The following is a 20785-nucleotide window of genomic DNA, read 5'->3' as shown; positions in this document are numbered from 1 at the left end:
CGATGGATCCGATCGTGTCGGTGTGTGGTGTCAGGATGTGGGCATGAATGTCACCGGGGAGGACGTCCGCGCCTTCGTGCTGTCGCTGCCGCAGACGACAGAGCATTTCGCCTGGGGCATGCCGATTTTCAAGGTCGCGGGCAAGCTGTTCCTCACCCTGCCCGAGGACGAGACCTCGATGGCGGTCCGCTGCCCGATTCTCGATCGCGACGAACTGGTCCTCGCCGAACCCGGCAAATTCTGGATCGCCTCGCACGAGTCCGGTAACCCCTGGGTCCGCGTCCGCCTGGCGTCACTCGACGATCGCGAGGAACTGGAAGCCATCGTCACCGACTCGTGGTGTCAGGCCGCCCCGCGGGCCTTGCTGGATGCGGATCAGTGAGCGCGAGACAACTCGTCGGCCGCGAGGTCGTTACAGCACCGGCGTGATCGTGGCCTCGATCGTCTGGATGGAGTCCACCGGGATGACGAAGGTCTCGGTGATCTCCACGGTGGTCAGGCGGATGTCGGCCACTCCGGCGTCGAGGAGGTAGTGGGTGGTGACCGTGTCGCCGGATTCGGACATGGTGAGGTCGCGAATGCCCTGGATCACGCGGTACTGGAGGCCGTTCTCCAAGTCGGCGCTCAGCTGGGGGCCCGAGTAGCCGGTTCGGATGCCGACCTCGACGCGGGTGGCGTCGGGGGCGAAGGGGACCGCGCTCGCGTCGTGGGACACCAGGGCGTCGAGGTAGGCGCGGGCAATGGCCTGACGGGGTGAGTCGGCCGCATTCGGTGCTGCCGCAACGGTTGCCGTGCCGAGTGCGAGGAAAACGGCGGCCAGAGCCGAAACGTGAGTGATTCTCATGTACAGATGCTGGCGGTCCGGACCGGTCAGCGCAACCGGGAGTGCGCGAGTAGTCGACGTCGCGGCCCGGTAGGGTCGGAGCTCCTATGGCACTCAGCGCAACACTGCACAACTTCGCCGTTCAGCTCGCCGATGTGGATCGGGGGGTGTACGAGGATCTCGAGTTGCGGGTTGCCCGGCACCCGTCGGAGACGGCCGAGTACATGATCACCCGGATCCTCGCGTACTGCTTGCAGTACGAGGAGGGGATCGTGTTCAGCGACGGCGGGATCTCGGCCACCGATGAGCCCGCGGTGCAGGTTCGGGATATGACAGGCCGGACGACCGCGTGGATCGAGGTCGGCGCGCCCGACGCGGACCGTATTCACCGCGGGAGCAAACTCGCTGGTCGGGCCGTGGTCTATACCCACCGCGACCCGGCGAAGGTGCTCGCGCAGTACGCGGGCAAGAAGATTCACAACGCGGCGCAGATTCCGCTGATCAGTTTCGATCGCGCGTTCATCGATGAGGCCGCGGGACTGGTCGACCGTCGCAATACCGCCACCCTCTCGGTCACCGAGGGCGTGCTCTATCTGGACCTCAACGGCACCAGCTTGCGCACCGATATCACCGAGCAGCCCCTCGGCTGAGGCCGGCACGGAGTAGCTTGGCTGGCACCGGTGACGCTCGGCCCGAGCGCTGTGGACCGCACCGGTCTCGTCGTCGAGTGGAGGTCGCGGTGCCCGGTGTGATGAGTCGGTTCGTGATTCCGGGATTCCTGCGGGTCACCCGGCGCAACCGGAATTACGTCGATGCCGAGCTGGCCGCTGCGCACGTGCGCGAGCGCGCGCTGCGGCCCCTCGCCTACGGTCCGCCGCGCACACTCCGCGGTGTCGAGATCTCGGTGGAGCACGACCGTGGCTGGCCGATCTACACGCTGACCCCGTCGGACGGGATCTCCCGCGGTGGCCTCGTGTACGCGCACGGTGGCGGCTGGGTGGGCGAAATCGCTTCGCAACATTGGCAACTCGCGGCCAGGATCGCCGCTCGGACGCATCTCGTCGTGACGGTCCCGATCTATCCGCTGATTCCGTTCGGCACCGCGGCGGAGGTGATTCCCCGCGTCGCCGAACTGGTCACCGCGGCCGACGAGCGCTACGGTCCGACCTTCCTCGCCGGCGACTCCGCGGGCGGTCAGATCGCGCTGTCCACCGCGCTGCACCTGCGCGACGCGGGTCATATCGTTCCCCGCACGCTGCTGATCTCTCCTGCGCTCGACCTCACTCTCGAGAACCCCGAGATCGACGCGGTTCTGCTGCGTGACCCGTGGCTGGGTCGCGACGGTGGGCTGGTGTTCGGCCGGATGTGGAGCGGCGAACTCTCGATGAAGGATCCCCTGGTCAGCCCCCTGTTCGGCGACTTCGGCGGGCTGGGCCCGATCACCGTGTTCACCGGCACCGACGACATCCTGAACCCCGACGCCCGCCTGCTGGCGGCGAAGGCACGCGCGGCGGGCGTCGACCTCGACTATCAGGAAGAATCCGGACTCGTGCACGTCTACCCGTTGACGCCCAGCCCCGAAGGGGCGGCGGCCCGTCGCCGGATCATCGCCACCCTGCGCGCCGAACTCGATGCGGCACACAGCATCTCGTGAGACGGCTCACCGTTCGGTCAGGTGCACCTTGAACAGGATCGTCAGCTGAGTGACCGCCTGGTCGAACGGATGTGCGGACTTGAGCGCGCGGCTGTGCACGATCGTGCCCTCGATGGTGGTGAGCAGGAACCCGGCCAGCGACACCGCGGTCGATCGCTCGATCCCGGTGGCGACGATCCCGTCGGCGAGCCGGGCGGTCCATTCGGCGAACGCCTGGCCCGCGATGGACTGGACGGCGGGGTCGAGTTCGTCGAGAGCGGCCGCCATCATGAACGAGCCCGCGGTGTAGTCGGATTTCTCCAGCGGGGCGCGCCAGAAGGCGAGCAGGTCGGTGAGCCACTGCTGGGCCGACGGCGCGGTCTGCAGGGCGTCGGCCATGGCGCTCACATGTGAGTACACCAGGCGTGCCACGATCCGTGCCGCTGTCTGCACCAATTCGCCCTTTCCGGACGGGAAGTGCTGGTACAGCGAGTTGCGTGAGGTCCTGCTGCGCTCGAGTAGTTCGCTGAGGGAGGACGCGTGCACGCCGTGTTCCTGGACGGTGCTGATCGTGTGCTCGATGAGTCGGGCGCGTGGTCCGGCGGCCATCCGATCTTCTCCTACCCCTTGATTGAACCGATCGGTTCATGTTAGACCTATTCCTACGTGAACCGATCGGTTCATATGGAGAGGATGTCATGCCCACCCCCATTGCCACCGCGGTTCCGGTCACCCACGCGGGAATTCTCGGCCTCGGCGTGTACCGCCCGCGCCGTGTTGTGCCCAACTCCGAGATCGTCGACGCGATCGAGTCCTCGGACGAGTGGATCAAGACCCGTTCCGGGATCGCTGCCCGACACTGGGCCGAGCCCGACGAGACGATCGTCTCGATGAGTGTCGCGGCTGCTCGGGACGCGCTCACGGCGTCGGGGGTGAGCGCCGAGCAGATCGACGCGGTGGTGCTGGCGACGTCGTCGCAGATGGTGCTCGGTCCGTCGGCGGGCGCTGTGGTGGCGACCGAACTCGGCATGCACGACACCGCCGCGTTCGACATCTCCGCGGGCTGCGCGGGCTTCTGCTACGCGTTGGCCGATGCGGCGAATCTGGTGCGCTCGGGTCAGGCGCGGCAGGTGCTGGTGATCGGTGTGGAGCGATTGTCGGATCTGCTCGACACCACCGATCGCGGGTGCGCGTTCATCTTCGCCGACGGTGCCGGTGCGGTCGTCGTCGGGCCGGCCGAGCAGGAGGGGATCGGCCCGGTCGCGTGGGGGTCGGATGGCGCGCGCACCTCGGCGATCAAGCAGGACAAGGACTTTCTGGAGTACTTCGCCGAAGTCGCCGCGGCGGAGGCCAGCGGTGGCACGTCGCAACGTCCCTACATCCGGATGAACGGCACCGAGGTCTTCCGCTGGGCCGTCACGTTTCTGGAGAAGGCGTGTCGTGACGCGCTCGACCTCGCGGGCCTCACGGCTCACGACCTCGACGCGTTCGTTCCGCACCAGGCCAATATCCGCATCACCGACGCGCTGGTCCGCACCCTCGGCCTGCCCGAAACTGTCGCCGTCGCGCGCGACATCATCGAAACCGGCAACACCAGCGCCGCCTCCATTCCGATGGCCATGGAACAGCTGGTGCGCTCCGGCGCCGCCGACCCCGGCGACACCGCGCTGCTACTCGGCTTCGGCGCCGGTCTGGCCTACGCGGGCCAGGTCGTTCACCTGCCACCGATCGCCTAGTTCTTCAGCGCACGCAGATATTGGCGGTAGACGCGTTGTGCGACAAAGGAATTCTCTGCTCAGGTCGTCACGCGTTCGCCTTCTCGCGCAGCGACCGCTGGGTCACCGGTACCGCGTAGGCCGCGCCGTCGCGGATGCCGAATTCGAAGCGGCAGGGGAACAGCGAGGGTAGGCCGGTGGCGCGTAGGTCGAAGTTCGCGGCGAGGGTTTGCATGGCCCAGTTCTGCAGCGAATCCGGGAGCTGCAGGGTGGTGCCGTCGACGCAGCACACATAGGCGTGGGCCTGTTCGCCGTCGACGGGGAGGGGGTTGCGCAGACCGACCGCGCCGATTTCCAGAATTCGTCCGGCGTTGTGGGAAGTCGCGACGCTCGGCAAATCCAACTCGATGTCGTCCATGCGGAAAACCGTAGCGCAGCAACTATTCAGGGAACATCGAAATCGCGTGGTCTTGACGAACTTCGCCGATGTCGCAAAAGTGGGAAAGTGCGAGGTCTGTTCGCCGCGCCACGGCGGAGCTCGGCGCACTGCGCGCCGGGCCCTGCCGCCGCGACGTCAGCCGATCGCGAAGCGCAGCAACGCCTGGCGATCGCCCTGCTTGATCTTGCCCTTGCGGTCGAGGACCTCCAGCTGCCACACCGGACCGTTGCGGAAGGTCCGCGCGATCGCGTTGGCGTTCTCCGCGCCGAGCAGTGACGGCCAGATATCGGCGACAGGCTGGGTATCGCCCCCGGTCGCGTCGTAGATCTTGAACGAGACGTTGTTCGCCTTCTCGAAGGAACTGCCCTTCTTGAACGCGACGGCCACGAAGACGATGGAGTCGATCGCGGGGGGAACAGTGGCGAACGTGACGTGCACGGTCTCGTCGTCGCCCGCGGCCGCACCGGTCTGCTCGTCGCCGGTGTGCAGCACCGATCCGTTGCCGAGCGGATCGAGTGAATCCAGGCCGGCGAATCGCACCGGCTCAGCACCCTGGAACAGCACGGCGATCAGATCGAGGTCGACACCGCGCTTGCGCCGGGCCATTCCGAGAATTCCACCGCTGGAACCCGCCGACGGATCCCAGCTCACCCCCACGCTCATTTTGGTGATACCGGCGAGATCGGCCGCGCCGTCTTCCTTCTTGAGAGTAATCACGATTTTCAGGCTACGGACTTCGCTCGCCGCGTGCATGGCGACGGAATGCGCTCGTCAGCCGGAGTGGGTCGCGAGGTAGACGAGGGCCGTGACCGCCAGCGCGATCGCGCCGAGGATGCCGCCCGCGATCGTGTCGGCGCGGTTGGTGGCCACACCGTTCTCGATCCGATCCCAGCCGATGAACGCGGCGGCCACGGCACCGATACCGGCTGGGGCGGCGACGAACTCGCTGACGACGGGAATGAACGAGACCGCGCAGGCGATGATGCCGAGCACCAACGACGCGAGGCCGACACCGTTGCGTGGCGGCGGAAGGGTCTCTGGACCGGGCATCGCCTGAGCGTAGTCCCGCCGCGGGGTGGGTGCTGGTCGCGCCCGGTCACAAGCCCCTCGGTCACAGCTTCGTCATGGTTGATCGAGCAGGGGCCGGGTACTCCATGGAAATGGCAGCCCTGCAGGGATTCATTTCAGCGTCCCGGTTTCCGGGCTGTGGAGTTCGAGGAGGGATAAGGTTTGTCGATTTCAGCTGACGAATCGAAAAGTCGAAACCCGAACAAAGGTTATGTGGCCCTGCTGGGCTGGAGTCTGAATGCGGTCGAGGCGGTTGACCGGTTCGACCGCCGCTATATCGTAGTTGCGCCCGAATGGGCGGAAAGTTATTGCACGGAGCACGGCATACCCTATATCCCCTGGGATTTCGAGCGGCTCAACGATCGTTCGATGGAGATCGCCGAGACCCTGAAGAAAAAGGGAGTCGACGTCGCCATTCCGATCTTCGAGGAGACGGTGGAATGGGCCGGAGCGATCAACTCCGTCCTGCTCGACAATCCTCGCCTGCTCGGGCAGTCGATGCTCCTGCGTGACAAGTCGTTGATGAAGCGGCGCGCGCAGCTCGGCGGTATCCGGGTCGGAATCTTCGAAGAGGCGCACGAACGCGACGACGTGATCCGATTCCTGAAGCGGGTCAATCAAACCCTGCTGAAACTCGACGGTGATCCCAACGATCCGATTCACCTCAAGGCGTTCGACAAGGCGGGCTGCCTCGGTCACCGGATCATCCGGACCCCCGACGAGGTGGACTTCATCCCCGACGACGAGTTCCCGATGCTGATGGAATCGCACCTGGACGGCTGGGAGTTCGCGGTCGAGGCCTGGGTCCACAACGGCCGCATCTGCTTCCTGAACATCTCGGAGTACGTGACGCTCGGATACTCGGTGTTCGTGCCCGCGACGCCGGAACTCGAGAAATATCGGCCAGAGATCACCCGGCAGGTCGAAAAACTGATCAAGACCTTCGACATCGAATTCGGCTTCATCCATCCCGAGTACTTCGTCACCAGCGACGGGGAAATGTATTTCGGCGAGGTCGCCTACCGGCCACCGGGTTTCAAGGTGTTCGAACTGCTGGAACGGACCTATGGTTTCAACGCCTACCACGCGCTGGTACTGGCGTTCGACCCGAAGTCCACCGACGAGGAGATCGACGCGTTCTTCCCGAAGGAAGTAGTGGATGCCACCGGCCACGCCGGATGCTTCGGCGTGTATCCGCGTCGACGTGTGGTCAGTCGGCTGTCGGTGCCGCCCGAGACCGAGGATCATGATTACTTCGAGACGCACGAGCTCACCGCGCCGCAGGCCGAAAAGGTCACCAAACGCACCGCATTCGGTAATCATTGGGGTCTGCTCTATTTCTTCGGCGAGGACCCGTACACTCTGCGGGATCTGTTGAAGCGACAAGAAGAGCTCGACTTCTATATTTGATCCGTTGCCAGGGGCAGCGGAGTGCGAAGGGATCGGCGATTGAGTCCGGACGGCCACGACCCGGCGAGCTTGGACCGGCGTCTCGCCACGGTGGACCACGCCATACAGTCCCTCGCGGACGCGGGCGATTTCGGTAAGCAGGTCAAGCTGCCCAGGGTGATGGACTCGCTGCGGCGGGTGCTGCTGCTGCCCGGTGGTTGCGCGGCGGTGCGTGAACGGGCCGAAAAGCTGGAGACCGCAGGCCTTTTCCTCGGGACCGACTGGGCGCAGCCGCAGATCCTCATCCCGGCGCTGAGTACCGGCTCCTTGCGCAGCGCCAACGCCGACACCATGGTGTTGGAGGCGGTGAGTGATCTGCGATTGCTCGCGGTCGCCAAGGGCGAATATCAGCATGCGCTGGTGTCGGCCGAAGAGGCCGAGGATCACCTGTCGCAGGTGCTCGCGGTGAATCTGTCGCTGCTGTTCTCCCCGCCCACCGAGGCAGAGCGGGAACAGCAGGGGCGGATGGCGCAGGTCTCGCGCGAGCTGCTGCACTACCTCGTCGCCGAGGTCGGGTACGAGAAGGTGCTGGAGAACCTGGTCGACGAGATCTGGCGCATTCTGCGGCAGCGGCCCATCCAGGTCGACGGGGTCAAACGGATGATCACCCAGATCGCCGTCGCCCGGGCGAATCCCGACGTGGATCTCGGCGCCAGCGGCCTCGGCGCCGACCGGCTGATCAGTAGTCTCTACGGAACCACCGAGGGGTGCAGGGAAGACCCCGGGGTCGAGATCTACCGCACGCGGCTGGAATCGATGGACGACAGTGCGTTGCAGTACGAGGCAACGGGATTCGCGCGGTCCATGCACGACACCGGGCTGGTGTCGCCGTATCACGCTGTGCTGCTGCGCTTTCTGCTCACCAAGGGTGAGTATCTGCTCGGCGAGGCGATGGGCTTGTCCAGCACCGGCCGCGACAGCCTGCTCTGTTATCACGAACTCGTCCACAGTCTCATCGAGCAGGCCGTGCACGTAGAAACGGCGCAGTGCGTGTACGGGCTGACCTTGCTGCTCGAACGCGGCATCCTCTATCAGCCGCCGGTCGCGCCCGCGCTGTGGCGCCAACTGGCACTGCGGCTTTCACCGCACTCGCGCCGGCGGCTGACCCAGGTGTTCGGGCCGACGCCGGAGCCGCGGGCGTGGCTGCTGTCGGGGATGCTGTCGGTTCTCGGCCTGCCGCTGGGAATCGGGCAGGGCGACAACCCCACCTGCCAATCGGCGCGAGCACTGTCGATGTGGGCCTACAACGACCCCGACTATCTGCTGCAGACGCTGGTGTGGGCCGCGCGCGACGACGAGATCGTGATGCACTTCGAAGGGCAGCCGATCTCCTCGCGCGAGACCGAGGACACGGAATCGACCGCGCTGCAACTGGATCTGGACCCGGTCTCGCTGCTGGTGGTACCGCACCTGGACCGGATCTACGCGCAGATGGGACGGCGCTGTATCGGCCGCGACGGCGACCCGCACCGCTGGATCAACCCGGAATTCCACGGCTGGTGGTCCGGCCGCGGCTTCCGGATCAATGTCGATGTCGCCACCGGCTTGCTGACCGACCTCGACGAATTCCTGCGCCACTTCTACGCGGGTTATCACCCCTTCTACAACGGCAACCAGCCGGTGATCCACCCGCAGCCCGCCGGTATCGCCGTCACCGACAGCGCGGCCCGCTTCGTCGGCTGGCACGCGATCACCGTGCTGCGCGTCAGCCTCGACCCGCAGGACGTGATGCGGGTGTACTTCTACAACCCGAACAACGACAGCGGCCAGGACTGGGGCGACGGGGTCGTCGTCGGAACAGCCGGGCACGGTGAGCGTTTCGGCGAAGCGTCGCTGCCCTTCGAGCAATTCGCCTCGCGGCTCTACATCTTCCATTTCGACCCGCTCGAGCCCGGTGAGCTGGCCGCCGTCGAGCGCGCGGAGCTGGACCGGGTGATCGGCTATCTCCGGCGCAGTTGGGGCGCCGACCGCATGCCCGTGGAAACAGGTGCGGCCGAACAGGATTGATCACAGCAAACGTTCAGAGTCGAACGTTAGGGTGTGGTCGTCGGCGCGCTTCGTGCCGCGATGAGCAAGGGGATTCGATATGGGTGTCAGCTTGTCCAAGGGCGGCAATGTCTCACTGACCAAGGCGGCGCCGAACCTCACCGCCGTCGCGGTCGGCCTCGGCTGGGATCTGCGGACCACCACGGGCACGGACTTCGACCTCGACGCCAGCGCCATCGGCCTCGGCGCCGACAAGAAGGTGGTGTCGAGCGGGCACTTCGTCTTCTTCAACAACCTGAAGTCGCCCGAGGGCGCGATCGAGCACGCGGGCGACAACACCACCGGCGCCGGCGACGGTGACGACGAGACGATCAACGTCGACCTGGCCAACACCCCGGCCACGATCGACTCCATCGTGTTCCCGGTCTCGATCTACGACGCCGCCACCCGCAACCAGTCCTTCGGCCAGGTGCGCAACGCCTACATCCGCGTCCTCGACCGCAGCAACGGCGAGGAACTGGCGCGCTACGACCTCTCCGAGGACGCGTCCACCGAAACCGCCATGGTCTTCGGCGAGCTGTACCGCAACGGCGCCGAGTGGAAGTTCCGCGCTACCGGCCAGGGCTACGCCTCCGGCCTGGAAGGCATCGCCCGCGACTTCGGCGTCAACCTGTAGTGGTGCCGGTCAGCTGCGGAACTTCTCGAAAGCCGGGAAGGCACGCAGCTGACCACCCCAGCTTTTCAGCAGCCGGATCCCACGGAGCGGCCCAATTCACCCGCGGTGGGTGAGGCGGTGTGTACCGCGGGCACCGAGCATCGGGTGGACGGGTCGACCGAGCTGAGGAGCTGATTTGCGATGGCATTGGACTACGACGATCGCACCGATTTCGAGAATGCTGATCGCGGGTTCATCAAGACCCTGACGCCCATGCGGATCACCAAGGCTGACGGCACGGTCGTTTTCGACACCAGCGGATACGGGTTCCTCGACGGGCCGTGTCCGGAAACGATCAACCCGAGTCTGTTCCGGCAGGCCCAGCTGTGTGTGAAGAACGGGCTGTACGAGGTCGTGGACGGCATCTATCAGATCCGTGGTTTCGACATCTCCAATATGACGATCGTCGAGGGCGATACGGGCATCATCGTGATCGATCCGCTCATCTCGGCCGAGTGCGCGGCGGCCGGGTTGGCGTTGTATCGCGAGGAGCGCGGCGACCGGCCCGTCACCGGTGTCATCTATACCCACTCCCACGGGGACCACTTCGGCGGTGTCGACGGCGTGCTGCCCGACGGCCGTGGTGACGTGCCGATTCTCGCGCCGGCCGGTTTCATGGCGGAGGCCGTCTCGGAGAACGTCTACGCGGGTGTCGCGATGACGCGGCGCGGCACCTACATGTACGGCATGGGGATGACGCCCGGACCCGAAGGCCAGTGCAGCACCGGGCTGGGCATCCAGGCCTCCCATGGCACGTTCGGCCTGATCCCGCCCACCGTCGACATCACTCGTACCGGCCAGCAGGAGACCGTCGACGGCGTGCCGATCGTCTTCCAGATGACCCCGGGCACCGAGGCTCCCGCGGAGATGAACTTCTATTTTCCCCGCCACCGCGCCCTCTGTCTCGCCGAGAATGCGACCCACAATCTGCACAACCTGCTGACCCTGCGCGGCGCGCAGGTGCGCGATCCGCGGATCTGGTCGCGCTACATCGACGAGGCGATCGAGATGTTCGCCGTCGACGCCGATGTCGCGTTCGCCTCGCACCACTGGCCCACCTGGGGTGCCGAGAACATCATGGGATTCCTGTCGGTGCAGCGCGACCTGTACATGTACCTGCACGACCAGACACTGCGGATGATGAACGAGGGACTCAACGGCCCGGAGATCGCCGAACAGTTCGAGTTGTCGCCGAACCTGGCCGACGCGTGGAGCGCCCGTGGCTATTACGGGTCGGTGAGCCACAACGTCAAGGCGGTCTACCAGCGCTATCTCGGCTGGTTCGACGGGAACCCGACCTCGCTCTGGGAGCACCCGCGTACGGCGAAAGCGGTCCGGTACGTCGAGACCATCGGCGGCATCGACGCGGTGATCGAGAAGGGCCGTGCCTACGCCGACTCGGGCGATCTGCGTTTCGCCGCTGAGCTGCTCACCCATGCCGTGTTCGCCGAGCCGGACAACAAAGCCGCGAAAGACGCACTCGCCCAGACCTATCGAACACTCGGCTTCGGGGCCGAGAACGCCACCTGGCGCTGCTTCTACCTCACCGGCGACAACGAACTGCGGCACGGAATCCAACGGACCGAGCTCGACCTCGGCGGCGGGATGGCCGCGGCACTGTCGGTGGACCAGCTGTTCGACTCGATCGCCATCCGGGTGAACGGTCCACGCGCGGCGAAGGATTCGTTCCGGATCGAATGGCATTTCACCGACCAGGACTCCGTCGTGCGTCTCACCCTGTCCAACGGCGTCCTCATCCAGACGCCCGACCCACGGTCCAAGGCCGATATCGACCTCACCGTCACTCTCACCAAGCCACAACTACTCGGCATCCTCGCGGGCAAGGGCTTGGCCGGGATCGACCACACCGGCGACCCCGGCGTCCTCCAGCGACTGTTCGGTCTCCTGGACACCCCCGACCCGAATTTCGCGGTCGTGACACCGTAACCGTGCGTCGATGCGGCCGCCGCCGAAGCTGGGCGCGGCCGCATCGCCGGTCAGGGCCGCGGGCAGCGCGTTCCATTCGTCCAAGACCGCCGACCGCGCCCAGTCTTAGCGTTGCCGCATGGCAACAACACGAACTTCTTCCGGTCGCACGGTCGATGACCAACTCCTGGCCGTTCTGGACGAGTGGCAGGTGGCGATCGTCGCCAACGATGCGGACCGGATCGGCTCCTATATGGCCGACGAGTGGATCATGGTCTCCGAGAACGGCATGACCACCGCCGAACAGTTCCTGGCCTTCGTCCGATCGGGTGACCTCACACACTCGGCGATGGAGCGCGTCGGTGAGCCCAGAATCCGCTACCACGGCGAACTCGCCCTGCTGACGACCAGGGTCACCAATACCGCTCACTACCAGGGCATTCGATTCGACGCCGACGAATGGACCACCGACGCCTTCCGCTACACCGACGGCCGATGGCGCTGCGTGTTGACCCAGATCACCGCTACGAAGACGTAGCCATCTCGGACACGGGGACCACCTGCACGCTCAGACTCGGTCGGGGGTTCCAGGTGGAGATGGCCCAGATGACGACGAGGTCGATGCCGATGATGATCACCGACCACCACGGGCAGTACGGCAGGGACAGGAAATTGGCGATGATCGAGAGGGCAGCCAGACAGTAGGCGGCGATGCGGGCCCAGGATGCGGTCAGAATCATCCCGACGGCGACGGCTACGAGGAGTACACCCAGCGCCAGGTGGATCCAGCCCCAGGCGCTGACGTCGAGCTGGTAGCTGTATTCGCTCGGGATCAGGAACATCTCGTCCTCGGTGACGTCGGCGATACCGCGCAGGATGCTCAGTGTGCCCGCTACCAGGAGCATGATCACCGCGAGCATGGTGATGCCCGCCGCGAGACCCTGGCGGACGGGATGCGAGGTGATCGTCATGGATTCGACGGTAGGGGCTGTCGGGGACGATCCGGATCCCCCGTTACGGGTGAGGTCGAGCGGTGCGGACGGATTCACCCGATTCGGATGATGTGTGCGGGCAGGGGCTTCGCGACGATGGCGGCAAGGGTTGAACCGTAACCGCCGCCCGGTGGTCACGCATCACAGAAGTGAGGTCGAATCATGTCGTCGGTGTGGGACGTTCTCTGGGTCATCATTGTGAGCTTCTGCTTTGTCGCCTACCTGATGTTGATGTTCTACCTGCTCACCGATCTTTTCCGCGACCGGTCCACCTCGGGCTGGGTGAAAGCGGTGTGGGTGGTGTGTCTGATCCTGTTCCCGCTGCTCACCGGACTGGTGTATCTGATCTTCCGCGGTAGCGGCATGGCGGAACGGACCGCCGAAGCGCAGAAGCAGGCACGCACGGAGACCGACGATTACATCAGGCAGGCCGCGGGCACCAATTCCGCAGCCCAGATCGCCGACGGGAAGAAGCTGCTCGACGCCGGCGCCATCACCGAGGCGGAATTCCAGCAACTCAAGGCCAAGGCTCTCTCCTGAAATCCGCGAACGACTGCGCGATCCGGCGTCGCTCACAGACAGGAACACCATCTGATGACCAGTCAGCAGGATGCCTCGGCCAGCGTCGAAGCCAACAACGAGACGTTGCTGCGCACGCTACCGTTCGATGACAACCAGGATTTCGCCGATGCCGAGCGTGGGTTCGTCGCGGCGCTGACGCCGGGGGTGGTGAAGAACGCCGCGGGCAAGGTGGTGTGGGACATCGACGCCTACTCGTTCCTCGACGGCGAGTGCCCGCCCACCGTGAATCCGAGTCTGTGGCGGCAGTCGCAACTGTGTGTGAAGCAAGGCCTGTACGAGGTCACCGACGGCATCTTCCAGATCCGCGGATTCGATCTGTCCAACATGACGCTGGTCGAAGGCGACGCCGGCGTGATCGTGATCGATCCGCTGATCTCGGAGGAGACCGCCGCCGCTGGGCTCGCGCTGTACCGCGAGCATCGCGGCGACCGCCCGGTGACCGGGGTGATCTATTCGCATTCCCATATCGACCATTTCGGCGGTGTGAAGGGGGTGACCACCGAAGAAGAGGTGGCGGCCGGGCATTGCCCGATCATCGCGCCGGTCGGTTTCACCGAACACGCGGTCGAGGAGAACGTGTACGCGGGCACCGCGATGGCGCGCCGGGCGGCCTATATGTACGGCGCCGCACTTCCCCGCGGACCGAAGGGGTCGGTCGGTGCCGGCCTCGGGCCGACGAATTCGCTCGGTACCCCGACCTTGATCTCGCCGACGGTCTACATCGACCACACCGGGCAGACCGTGACAGTAGACGGGGTGAGTATCGAATTCCAGATGACGCCGGGCACCGAGGCGCCATCGGAGATGAACTTCTACTTCCCCGACCGGCGGGCGCTGTGCATGGCCGAGAACGCCACCCACACCCTGCACAATCTGCTGACATTGCGCGGTGCGCTGGTTCGCGATCCGCACGTGTGGTCGAGTTACCTCACGCAGGCGATCAACCGATACGCCGCCCGCACCGATGTCGTGTTCGCCTCGCACCATTGGCCGACCTGGGGAACCGATCGGCTGACCGAATTCCTTTCGGTACAGCGCGATCTCTACGGCTATCTCCACGACCAGACTCTGCGGGCATTGAACAAGGGCTCCACCGGCATCGAGATCGCCGAGGACCTGCCCTTGCCGCCCGCCGTCGTGAACTCGTGGTCGACCCACGGCTATTACGGGTCGGTGAGCCACAATGTCAAAGCGATCTACCAGCGATACATGGGCTGGTTCGACGGCAATCCCGCCACGCTGTGGCAGCACCCGCCGGTCGCGAACGCCCGGCGCCATGTGGATTTCATGGGCGGTGCCGACGAAGCCATCGCCAAGGCGCGAAAGTCCTACGACGAGGGCGACTTCCGCTGGGTGGCCCAGGTGCTCAACTACGTCATCTTTGCCGACCCCGATAATGCCGAGGCGAAAGCGTTACAGGCCGACACACTCGAACAGCTCGGCTTCGGCGCGGAGAACGGCACCTGGCGCAACTTCTTCCTGATGGGCGCCTACGAATTGCGCAATGGCAATGTCGGTACTCCGCTGGCGACGTCGTCGGCCGATATTTCCGCCGCCCTCTCCGTGGAGCAGCTGTTCGACGCGATCGCGCTGCGCGTCGACGGCCCGCGCGCGTGGGACGCGAGGATCGTCATCGATTGGCGCATCACCGATTCCGGCACGGTGCACCGCACCGAGCTGCGCAACGGACTGCTCGTGCACTTCGACGTCGAAGGCGAGCCCCCGCCCGCCCAGACGACGTTCACGCTCACCGAAGCGGACCTACGCGCGGCACTGCTCGGTGGCCAGGATCTGGGGAAGATGATCGGCGACGGTCGCGTCACCGCCGAGGGTGATCCCACCAAGCTGGCCGAACTGGTCGGCTACCTCGACGCCCCCGACCCGGATTTCGCGATCGTCACCCCCTGATCCACCGGCACCGTGCCGGGGGAGTCGTTCGCTGAGAACTCAGCTGAGCAGTTTGGCTTTTGCGGCGGCGAATTCGGCGTCCGACAGTGCGCCCGCGGAATGCAGTTCGGCCAAGGTGCTGAGCTGGGCGACGGTGTCGTTGCCCGCGCTCGGCGCGGCGGGCGGCGGGGGAGCCTGTTGCTGCGGCGGAGGCGGTGCCTGCTGTTGGGCGTAGGCCTGTTGTTCGGCGGCCCGCTGCGCGCCCCGCCGGTTCACCGCGTTCGAGGTGGCGGTCGCGGTACCCGCGACGACCGCGGTTCTGGCGATGGTGCCGATCAATCCCGGTCGCCCGACGCGACCCCGGCGAAGTGGCATATCGATTCCTTCCTAGGCGAGGGCGAGCGCGGCGTCGACGGCATCGCGCGGTACTTGCACGTGCAGCGCGACCTCACCGTCGGCCGCGCGCACCGCGCCTGCCAGGCGCAGCGCCCACGTTTCCTCGAAAACGATGACGACGGCGGTCGTTCCCGGTTCCATCGACGCCCGGACTACGTCGAGGTCGTCGTCGCTGACGAGGTCGATGTCGGCCGCCGTCAGACCCGTCAGACCCACCGCGGAGATGTCGTCGTCGATCTCGCGTTCGGTGATGGCGCCGGCGTCGTCCATGGACAGCACGATCAGATCGAGCAGCGTGACCGTGCCTTTCGCGACGATCTCGGCCAGTGCCGCGGACACGGATTCGTCGATCTCGGTGCCGGGAAAGGTGAGCACAAGGAATTCGACCGGTCCGAGTGTTGCTGGTGATCCCATGGGCAGATCGTGCCCCCGGCGAGTGCTGGGCCGCTTCACCCGATTCGGATGAAACAGCGAGCGCGCAGTTCACCCGGAAAGTGTGAGGCGTGCCGGGATCGGCCCGCTTAGCGTCGTGGCATGGGCTCAGTAATCGGCGGTCTCCTGCCACTGGCGGTGGGTGTGGCGGTCTCGCCGATCCCGATCATCGCCGCCATTCTGATGATCCTGTCGAAGAACGCGGGCGGTGCCGCGAAGGGCTTCGCGGTGGGGTGGGTGGCCGGCATCCTCGTCGTGACCGGCGTGATGACCATGCTCGCCGGGACACTGGGCGGCACGGACAGCGAACCGTCGACCGGCGCCTCGATCGTGAAGATCATTCTCGGCGTCGCGCTGGTGGTCCTGGCGGTGATCCAGTGGCAGGAACGGTCGCAGACCGAGGTGCCCGGCTGGATGAAGGCGATCGACACGCTCACGCCGGTGAAGGCGCTGGGGCTGGGAGCGCTGCTGTCGGGCGTCAATCCGAAGAATCTGCTGCTGTGTGTGTCGGCGGGTGTCGCGATCGGGGCAGGCGGTCTGAGCGCGGGGGGCGACCTGGTCGCGATCGTGGTGTTCACCTTGCTCGCCTCGGTCACCGTGCTGGCCGTGGTCGTGGGATACATGCTCGCGGCCGACAAGCTCGGTCCGATGCTCGACAGCCTGCGGGAGTGGTTGCAGCTCAACAACCATGCGGTGATGGCGATCGTGCTGTTGATCATGGGCGCTGTGGTCGTCGGCAAGGGCATCGGCGGGCTGTAGCAGTGTCGATACCGGTGTTCGAGTCACTGCACGGCTATCGGCGGGCGTGGCTGCGGCCGGATGTGATCGCCGGTCTCACTGTGTGGGCGGTGCTCGTGCCCGAAGCGCTGGCCTACGCATCGATCGCCGGGGTGCCGCCGGTGGTCGGCCTGTACGCGGCGGTGCCGTCGCTGGTGCTCTACGCGCTGGCAGGCAGTTCGCGGCACCTGGTGGTCGGGCCGATGTCGGCGACCGCGGCACTGTCGGCGGCGATCATCGCCCCGCTCGCGGGCGCCGACAACGGCCGCTACATCGCGCTGACGGCCGCACTCGCCATCGCGACCGGCCTGGTAGGTCTGCTCGCCGGTCTCATCCGGCTCGGCTTCATCGCCGCGTTCATCTCCGAACCGGTGCTCAAGGGCTTCATCGTCGGACTCGCCCTGGTCATCATCATCGGGCAGGTGCCCAAGTTGCTCGGCGTCGACAAACACGACGGCAACTTCTTCCGGCAGGCGTGGGGCATCATCACCGAGCTGGGCCATGCCCAGTGGCGCACCGTGACGGTCGGCCTGATCAGCCTCGCGCTGGTGCTCGCACTGCGCCGCTGGCTGCCGTTCGTTCCGGGCGCGTTGGTGGCGGTGGGGTTCGGCATCGTCGTCGTGACCTTGTTCGGACTCGACGACAAGGGTGTCTCGATTGTCGGTCATATCGAATCGGGACTGCCGACGCTCGGCCTGCCGTCGGGAGTGTCGTTCGGTGACTACCTCGATCTGCTCGGACCCGCCGTGGGGGTGTTGCTGATCGGCTTCGCCGAGGGCCTCGGCGCCGCGAAAACCTATGCGGCCAAGGCGGGTTACCCCATCGACGCGAATCGGGAGCTGCTCGGCCTCGGCGCCGCCAATCTCGGCTCGGGGCTGAGTTCGGGGATGGTCGTCAACGGCAGCTTGTCGAAGACGGCGGTCAACGGTGGCGCCGGGGCGAAGACCCAGCTCAGCGGGCTTGTCGTGGCCGGGCTCACCGTCGTCACGCTGCTGTTCCTGACCGGGTTGTTCGAGAAGCTGCCGGAGGCCACCTTGGCGGCGGTCGTGATCGCGGCCGTCATCGAGCTGGTCGACATCGCCGCCCTGCGCCGCCTCTACCGGGTCTGGACCCACATGCTCGCCAGCATCTACGGCAAGGCGGCGCGCGCCGACTTCCTGGCCGCGATGGCCGCGATGCTGGGCGTGCTGATCTTCGATACGCTGCCCGGCCTGCTCATCGGTATCGGCGTGTCGATGCTGCTGCTGGTGTACCGGGCCTCGCAACCGCATGTGGCCGAGCTCGGTAAGGAAGGGTCGTTGTGGGTCGCCGCCGTCCGGCACCCGGACGCGGCGACGCGCCCCGATCTGCTGGTCGTCCGGGTCGAGTCGGGGCTGTTCTTCGCCAACTCCGGTTATGTGAAGGACCAGATCGAGGGGCTGTGCACCGACCGCACCCGGATGGTCGTCCTCGACGCCGAGACCTCGCCCTCGGTCGACGTGACCGCCGCGGCGATGCTGCTCGCCCTGCGTGACACGCTGGCCGCCCGGCGCATCGGGTTCGCGATCGCGCGACCGGTCGCCCAGTTCGGTGACGCCCTCGGCTCGGCCGAGCACGGTGACGTCCCGGTCCCGATCTATCCCACCGTCGCCGCCGCGGCCGCGGCACTGTCCGGCTCATGAACATGCTCGCCTGCCGAAAGGAACGCAGATGAACGGCATTCTGGTCGCTCTCGTCGGAGCGCTGTTGTGCTTCTACGGAATTCGCTCGGTCCACCTGGGCTTGCTCGCCATCGGGTTCGGTCTCGGCTGGCTGATCGCGGACCTGTTCAACGCGAGCTTCTGGTGGCTGTTGCTGGCCGCGCTGATCGGCGCGGTGTCGGTCTGGGTGGTCACCTCGCTGGTGTTCCGTTTCGCCTCCTATTTCATCGGCGGTCTGACCGGCGTGATGATCGGCACCAAACTGGCGACGGTGTTGCAGCCCGGCGACAAGAACGTCGCCCTGAGCATGATCGTCGCGCTCGCGGTGGGCGTGTCAGGCGCGTTCCTGGCACAGAAGTTCCGGGCCCGGGCACTGCTGTGGTTGACCTCGATCGGCGGCGCGAGCATGATCTGCAGCGGTGTCGCGCTGTTCAGCGACTCGCTGTCGTTCCTGCGCGACCCCGAGCCCGGCTGGCAGCAGGTCACCGCCACCCTGGCCTGGGTGGGTCTGTCGATCCTCGGCTGGATCACCCAGCGCCACCTGTTCGCCGAGAAGCTCGGCATCCAGCACCTGGTCGGTGACGACGACGAGCCGGACATGAGCGACCGCAACGGCGGCTGGCCCACGAGGTGACCAGCAGGCGGGAGGCACCGCCGGCTGGTCGAACCCGGATCAGTGGGCGGTGCCGCCCGTGGCCGGGGTGCGGCCGTGCTTCATCACCAGGGCGAGGGTGAGGGCGACGGCCGAGGCCGCCGCGCAGACCCAGAAGCCCAGTTGGTAGCCACGATCACCGAACAGGTCGGGCAGCGGGGTGGCCGGTTGGGCCTGTCCGCCGACGCTCACCAGGGCGCTCATGCCGTTGCTGTGCAGGAAGGCGGTGACGATCGCGAGACCGATCGCGACACCCATGGACTGCATCACGCCGAGCATGCCCATGCTGACGCCCTGCTGTTCCTGCGGAACCGCCTCCACCAGCAGGATCGGCATACAGGCGTAGTACATACCGAAGCCGATGCTGAAGATCGAGTTCACGATCAGGAAGTTGGTGGCGGTCAGCGGCAGGACCGCGAACGCTACGGCCGCTGCGGCGAAGATGACCAGTGCCGCGACGAGCGGCAGCCGGGCACCGACCCGCCTGGCCAGCAGGCCTGCGACCGCGCCGAAGATCATCGTGACCACCGAACCGAGCAGCGCGATCCGGACGGCGAACTCGAGCAGGGTGTATCCACTGCCGTAGGTATAGCCGGGATCGAGGGTTACCTGCACGGCCTCGATCGGCAGCGCCTGACCCGTCAGCTGCTGGATCTGGGCCAGGGTGCCCTGCGCGACACCGTCGACGACGGTCGACTCCGGCGGGGTCTGGGACATGTAGGCGATGGCGTAGGACACGATGCCGATCTGCAGGGACGCGAAGAGCGCACCGGCGAGGACCAGCGCCACGCGCGGATGGAACAGCAGCTGCATGTCCATGATCGGTGTGGTGGCCCGCTTTTCGACGAGGACGAACAGCACGAGCAGCACGAGGCCCGCGATCAGCCAGGCCAGCGTGGTCGGCTTCGACCAACCCCAGTCGTGGCCCTTGTCGACGTAGATCAGGGTGAGTGCGGCACCACCGGCGAGCAGTGCGGCGCCGACGATGTCGATGCGCTCGGTGACCCGCAGCTTGGACTCGGGCACGATGAACCACACCAGCGGCAGCATCACCACAGTGAATGCCCCCAGTACCCAGAAGATGGCACGCCAGCTGTGGTTGTCGACGAGGTAGCCGCCCAGCAGCGGGCCCGCGATGGAGGCGACGCCGAAGCCGGTCGCGGTGAGACCCAGCGCGAGCGGAACCATCTTGCGCGGCATCAGATCCCGGATGAGGCCGTAGGCGATCACCGCGGTCGCAATGGCGGTGGCTTGCAGGCAGCGGCCGAACAGGAACACACCCCAGTTCGAGGTGGTCGCGTCTAGTACGCAGCCGATCACGAACAGGGCGCCGCAGACGAGGAACATCCGCTTCTTGCCCCATACATCACTCATCTTGCCGATCAACGGAGACGCGGCCGCGCCGATCAATCCGAAAACGATTATGGCCCAGTTGATGTTGGCGCCGACGCCGGGAAAGCTCGGGGCGATCTTCTGTAGTGCCGCCGCGACGATCGTGTACTGCATCGGGGCGATCTCGGAGAAGAGCACGATCACGGCTAGGACCGTGAAAATTCTTGCGCGCGAAGCGCCTTCGAGCCTTCCGGTGTCATTGGTGTCGTCTGGCTTGATGGTACTGGTGGACATGGCCACGC

23 protein-coding genes are annotated in these 20785 nt (G+C 66.1%); 14 read left to right on the top strand and 9 right to left on the bottom strand.

The features are described 5' to 3' along the window. Nucleotides 1-43: 43 nt before the first annotated feature. The gene (locus ACWFRF_RS30515; RefSeq protein WP_378994706.1) at nt 44-382 is read left to right on the top strand and encodes an MmcQ/YjbR family DNA-binding protein; all 339 of its coding nucleotides are present in this window, start codon (nt 44-46) and stop codon (nt 380-382) included. 30 nt (nt 383-412) lie between these two features. Here ACWFRF_RS30515 and ACWFRF_RS30510 read toward each other — a convergent pair whose 3' ends face one another. Next, nucleotides 413-844 (bottom strand): hypothetical protein, encoded by a 432-nt coding sequence (locus ACWFRF_RS30510; protein WP_379314683.1) that lies wholly within the window; start codon nt 842-844, stop codon nt 413-415. A gap of 86 nt (nt 845-930) precedes the next feature. Between ACWFRF_RS30510 and ACWFRF_RS30505 the strand changes: the two genes are divergently transcribed. Both ACWFRF_RS30505 and ACWFRF_RS30500 read left to right on the top strand, forming a co-directional pair. Further along, a complete protein-coding gene (locus ACWFRF_RS30505) occupies nt 931-1473 on the top strand; it encodes a YaeQ family protein (protein ID WP_449969899.1) in 543 nt (180 codons plus the stop codon). 101 nt (nt 1474-1574) lie between these two features. After that, entirely contained in the window at nt 1575-2477 is a 903-nt protein-coding gene (locus ACWFRF_RS30500) for an alpha/beta hydrolase fold domain-containing protein (protein WP_379314682.1), read from the top strand. 6 nt (nt 2478-2483) lie between these two features. On the opposite strand, the gene ACWFRF_RS30495 is transcribed toward ACWFRF_RS30500, so the two are convergent. Continuing rightward, complete coding sequence (locus ACWFRF_RS30495) at nt 2484-3065, bottom strand: TetR/AcrR family transcriptional regulator (protein WP_378663813.1); 582 nt, start codon at nt 3063-3065, stop codon at nt 2484-2486. Nucleotides 3066-3154: 89 nt separating this feature from the next. Between ACWFRF_RS30495 and ACWFRF_RS30490 the strand changes: the two genes are divergently transcribed. Next, nucleotides 3155-4192, top strand: coding sequence for a beta-ketoacyl-ACP synthase III (locus ACWFRF_RS30490; protein ID WP_378994695.1), 1038 nt, complete (start codon nt 3155-3157; stop codon nt 4190-4192). A gap of 67 nt (nt 4193-4259) precedes the next feature. Here the strand turns inward: ACWFRF_RS30490 and ACWFRF_RS30485 are convergent, their stop codons facing one another. The 3 genes from ACWFRF_RS30485 to ACWFRF_RS30475 form a co-directional block, all read right to left on the bottom strand. Then, nucleotides 4260-4589, bottom strand: a complete 330-nt coding sequence (locus ACWFRF_RS30485; RefSeq protein WP_378994692.1) for a hypothetical protein — start codon at nt 4587-4589, stop codon at nt 4260-4262. A gap of 156 nt (nt 4590-4745) precedes the next feature. Continuing rightward, nucleotides 4746-5327: a TerD family protein gene (locus tag ACWFRF_RS30480; RefSeq protein ID WP_101464103.1), complete on the bottom strand. Its 582-nt coding sequence runs from the start codon at nt 5325-5327 to the stop codon at nt 4746-4748. 54 nt (nt 5328-5381) lie between these two features. Then, a complete protein-coding gene (locus ACWFRF_RS30475) occupies nt 5382-5660 on the bottom strand; it encodes a hypothetical protein (RefSeq protein ID WP_378994690.1) in 279 nt (92 codons plus the stop codon). A gap of 387 nt (nt 5661-6047) precedes the next feature. On the opposite strand from ACWFRF_RS30475, the gene ACWFRF_RS30470 reads away from it, so the two are divergent. From ACWFRF_RS30470 to ACWFRF_RS30450, 5 genes are all read left to right on the top strand, one after another. Next, entirely contained in the window at nt 6048-7088 is a 1041-nt protein-coding gene (locus ACWFRF_RS30470; protein ID WP_378994688.1) for an ATP-grasp domain-containing protein, read from the top strand. 39 nt (nt 7089-7127) lie between these two features. Then, nucleotides 7128-9134, top strand: coding sequence for a hypothetical protein (locus ACWFRF_RS30465; RefSeq protein ID WP_378994686.1), 2007 nt, complete (start codon nt 7128-7130; stop codon nt 9132-9134). Between the two features lie 79 nt (nt 9135-9213). Beyond that, complete coding sequence (locus ACWFRF_RS30460; protein ID WP_067457219.1) at nt 9214-9789, top strand: TerD family protein; 576 nt, start codon at nt 9214-9216, stop codon at nt 9787-9789. A gap of 180 nt (nt 9790-9969) precedes the next feature. Then, complete coding sequence (locus ACWFRF_RS30455) at nt 9970-11775, top strand: alkyl/aryl-sulfatase (protein ID WP_452453574.1); 1806 nt, start codon at nt 9970-9972, stop codon at nt 11773-11775. Nucleotides 11776-11893: 118 nt separating this feature from the next. Beyond that, entirely contained in the window at nt 11894-12292 is a 399-nt protein-coding gene (locus ACWFRF_RS30450; protein ID WP_452453571.1) for a nuclear transport factor 2 family protein, read from the top strand. On the opposite strand, the gene ACWFRF_RS30445 is transcribed toward ACWFRF_RS30450, so the two are convergent. Further along, nucleotides 12279-12725: a DUF7144 family membrane protein gene (locus ACWFRF_RS30445; protein WP_379315454.1), complete on the bottom strand. Its 447-nt coding sequence runs from the start codon at nt 12723-12725 to the stop codon at nt 12279-12281. The two genes, ACWFRF_RS30450 and ACWFRF_RS30445, sit on opposite strands and share 14 nt — an antisense overlap. 183 nt (nt 12726-12908) lie before the next feature. On the opposite strand from ACWFRF_RS30445, the gene ACWFRF_RS30440 reads away from it, so the two are divergent. Further along, nucleotides 12909-13286, top strand: coding sequence for an SHOCT domain-containing protein (locus ACWFRF_RS30440; protein WP_379315456.1), 378 nt, complete (start codon nt 12909-12911; stop codon nt 13284-13286). 54 nt (nt 13287-13340) lie between these two features. Further along, on the top strand, nt 13341-15236 hold the full coding sequence (locus ACWFRF_RS30435; RefSeq protein ID WP_452453569.1) for an alkyl/aryl-sulfatase: 1896 nt from the start codon (nt 13341-13343) through the stop codon (nt 15234-15236). Nucleotides 15237-15275: 39 nt separating this feature from the next. Here ACWFRF_RS30435 and ACWFRF_RS30430 read toward each other — a convergent pair whose 3' ends face one another. Together ACWFRF_RS30430 and ACWFRF_RS30425 are read right to left on the bottom strand one after the other, a co-directional pair. Next, on the bottom strand, nt 15276-15590 hold the full coding sequence (locus ACWFRF_RS30430; RefSeq protein ID WP_452453567.1) for an SHOCT domain-containing protein: 315 nt from the start codon (nt 15588-15590) through the stop codon (nt 15276-15278). A 12-nt stretch (nt 15591-15602) separates the two neighbouring features. Then, nucleotides 15603-16025, bottom strand: a complete 423-nt coding sequence (locus ACWFRF_RS30425; protein ID WP_378994659.1) for a DUF6325 family protein — start codon at nt 16023-16025, stop codon at nt 15603-15605. Nucleotides 16026-16145: 120 nt separating this feature from the next. Here ACWFRF_RS30425 and ACWFRF_RS30420 point away from each other — a divergent pair, with 120 nt between their 5' ends. From ACWFRF_RS30420 to ACWFRF_RS30410, 3 genes are read left to right on the top strand one after another with little or no spacing between them, the layout of a single operon-like run. After that, nucleotides 16146-16802, top strand: coding sequence for a GAP family protein (locus tag ACWFRF_RS30420; RefSeq protein WP_378994656.1), 657 nt, complete (start codon nt 16146-16148; stop codon nt 16800-16802). A gap of 14 nt (nt 16803-16816) precedes the next feature. Then, nucleotides 16817-18481 (top strand): SulP family inorganic anion transporter, encoded by a 1665-nt coding sequence (locus ACWFRF_RS30415; protein ID WP_452453565.1) that lies wholly within the window; start codon nt 16817-16819, stop codon nt 18479-18481. 28 nt (nt 18482-18509) lie between these two features. Further along, nucleotides 18510-19133, top strand: coding sequence for a DUF4203 domain-containing protein (locus ACWFRF_RS30410; RefSeq protein ID WP_378994651.1), 624 nt, complete (start codon nt 18510-18512; stop codon nt 19131-19133). A gap of 39 nt (nt 19134-19172) precedes the next feature. Here ACWFRF_RS30410 and ACWFRF_RS30405 read toward each other — a convergent pair whose 3' ends face one another. Then, nucleotides 19173-20777 carry an MFS transporter gene (locus tag ACWFRF_RS30405; protein ID WP_452453563.1) on the bottom strand — a complete coding sequence of 535 codons (1605 nt, stop codon included), beginning with the start codon at nt 20775-20777 and terminating at the stop codon, nt 19173-19175. Nucleotides 20778-20785: the final 8 nt, after the last annotated feature.

Source organism: Nocardia sp. NPDC055165 (assembly GCF_053606985.1).
This window is presented reverse-complemented; position numbering and strand designations above follow the sequence as displayed.

Bases quoted from the DNA above. Each gene is read 5' to 3' on its own strand.
- ACWFRF_RS30515 (WP_378994706.1), top strand. From the start codon at position 44: ATGAATGTCACCGGGGAGGACGTCCGCGCCTTCGTGCTGTCGCTGCCG.
- ACWFRF_RS30510 (WP_379314683.1), bottom strand. From the start codon at position 844: ATGAGAATCACTCACGTTTCGGCTCTGGCCGCCGTTTTCCTCGCACTC.
- ACWFRF_RS30505 (WP_449969899.1), top strand. From the start codon at position 931: ATGGCACTCAGCGCAACACTGCACAACTTCGCCGTTCAGCTCGCCGAT.
- ACWFRF_RS30500 (WP_379314682.1), top strand. From the start codon at position 1,575: ATGAGTCGGTTCGTGATTCCGGGATTCCTGCGGGTCACCCGGCGCAAC.
- ACWFRF_RS30495 (WP_378663813.1), bottom strand. From the start codon at position 3,065: ATGGCCGCCGGACCACGCGCCCGACTCATCGAGCACACGATCAGCACC.
- ACWFRF_RS30490 (WP_378994695.1), top strand. From the start codon at position 3,155: ATGCCCACCCCCATTGCCACCGCGGTTCCGGTCACCCACGCGGGAATT.
- ACWFRF_RS30485 (WP_378994692.1), bottom strand. From the start codon at position 4,589: ATGGACGACATCGAGTTGGATTTGCCGAGCGTCGCGACTTCCCACAAC.
- ACWFRF_RS30475 (WP_378994690.1), bottom strand. From the start codon at position 5,660: ATGCCCGGTCCAGAGACCCTTCCGCCGCCACGCAACGGTGTCGGCCTC.
- ACWFRF_RS30470 (WP_378994688.1), top strand. From the start codon at position 6,048: ATGGAGATCGCCGAGACCCTGAAGAAAAAGGGAGTCGACGTCGCCATT.
- ACWFRF_RS30460 (WP_067457219.1), top strand. From the start codon at position 9,214: ATGGGTGTCAGCTTGTCCAAGGGCGGCAATGTCTCACTGACCAAGGCG.
- ACWFRF_RS30455 (WP_452453574.1), top strand. From the start codon at position 9,970: ATGGCATTGGACTACGACGATCGCACCGATTTCGAGAATGCTGATCGC.
- ACWFRF_RS30450 (WP_452453571.1), top strand. From the start codon at position 11,894: ATGGCAACAACACGAACTTCTTCCGGTCGCACGGTCGATGACCAACTC.
- ACWFRF_RS30445 (WP_379315454.1), bottom strand. From the start codon at position 12,725: ATGACGATCACCTCGCATCCCGTCCGCCAGGGTCTCGCGGCGGGCATC.
- ACWFRF_RS30440 (WP_379315456.1), top strand. From the start codon at position 12,909: ATGTCGTCGGTGTGGGACGTTCTCTGGGTCATCATTGTGAGCTTCTGC.
- ACWFRF_RS30435 (WP_452453569.1), top strand. From the start codon at position 13,341: ATGACCAGTCAGCAGGATGCCTCGGCCAGCGTCGAAGCCAACAACGAG.
- ACWFRF_RS30430 (WP_452453567.1), bottom strand. From the start codon at position 15,590: ATGCCACTTCGCCGGGGTCGCGTCGGGCGACCGGGATTGATCGGCACC.
- ACWFRF_RS30425 (WP_378994659.1), bottom strand. From the start codon at position 16,025: ATGGGATCACCAGCAACACTCGGACCGGTCGAATTCCTTGTGCTCACC.
- ACWFRF_RS30420 (WP_378994656.1), top strand. From the start codon at position 16,146: ATGGGCTCAGTAATCGGCGGTCTCCTGCCACTGGCGGTGGGTGTGGCG.
- ACWFRF_RS30410 (WP_378994651.1), top strand. From the start codon at position 18,510: ATGAACGGCATTCTGGTCGCTCTCGTCGGAGCGCTGTTGTGCTTCTAC.
- ACWFRF_RS30405 (WP_452453563.1), bottom strand. From the start codon at position 20,777: ATGTCCACCAGTACCATCAAGCCAGACGACACCAATGACACCGGAAGG.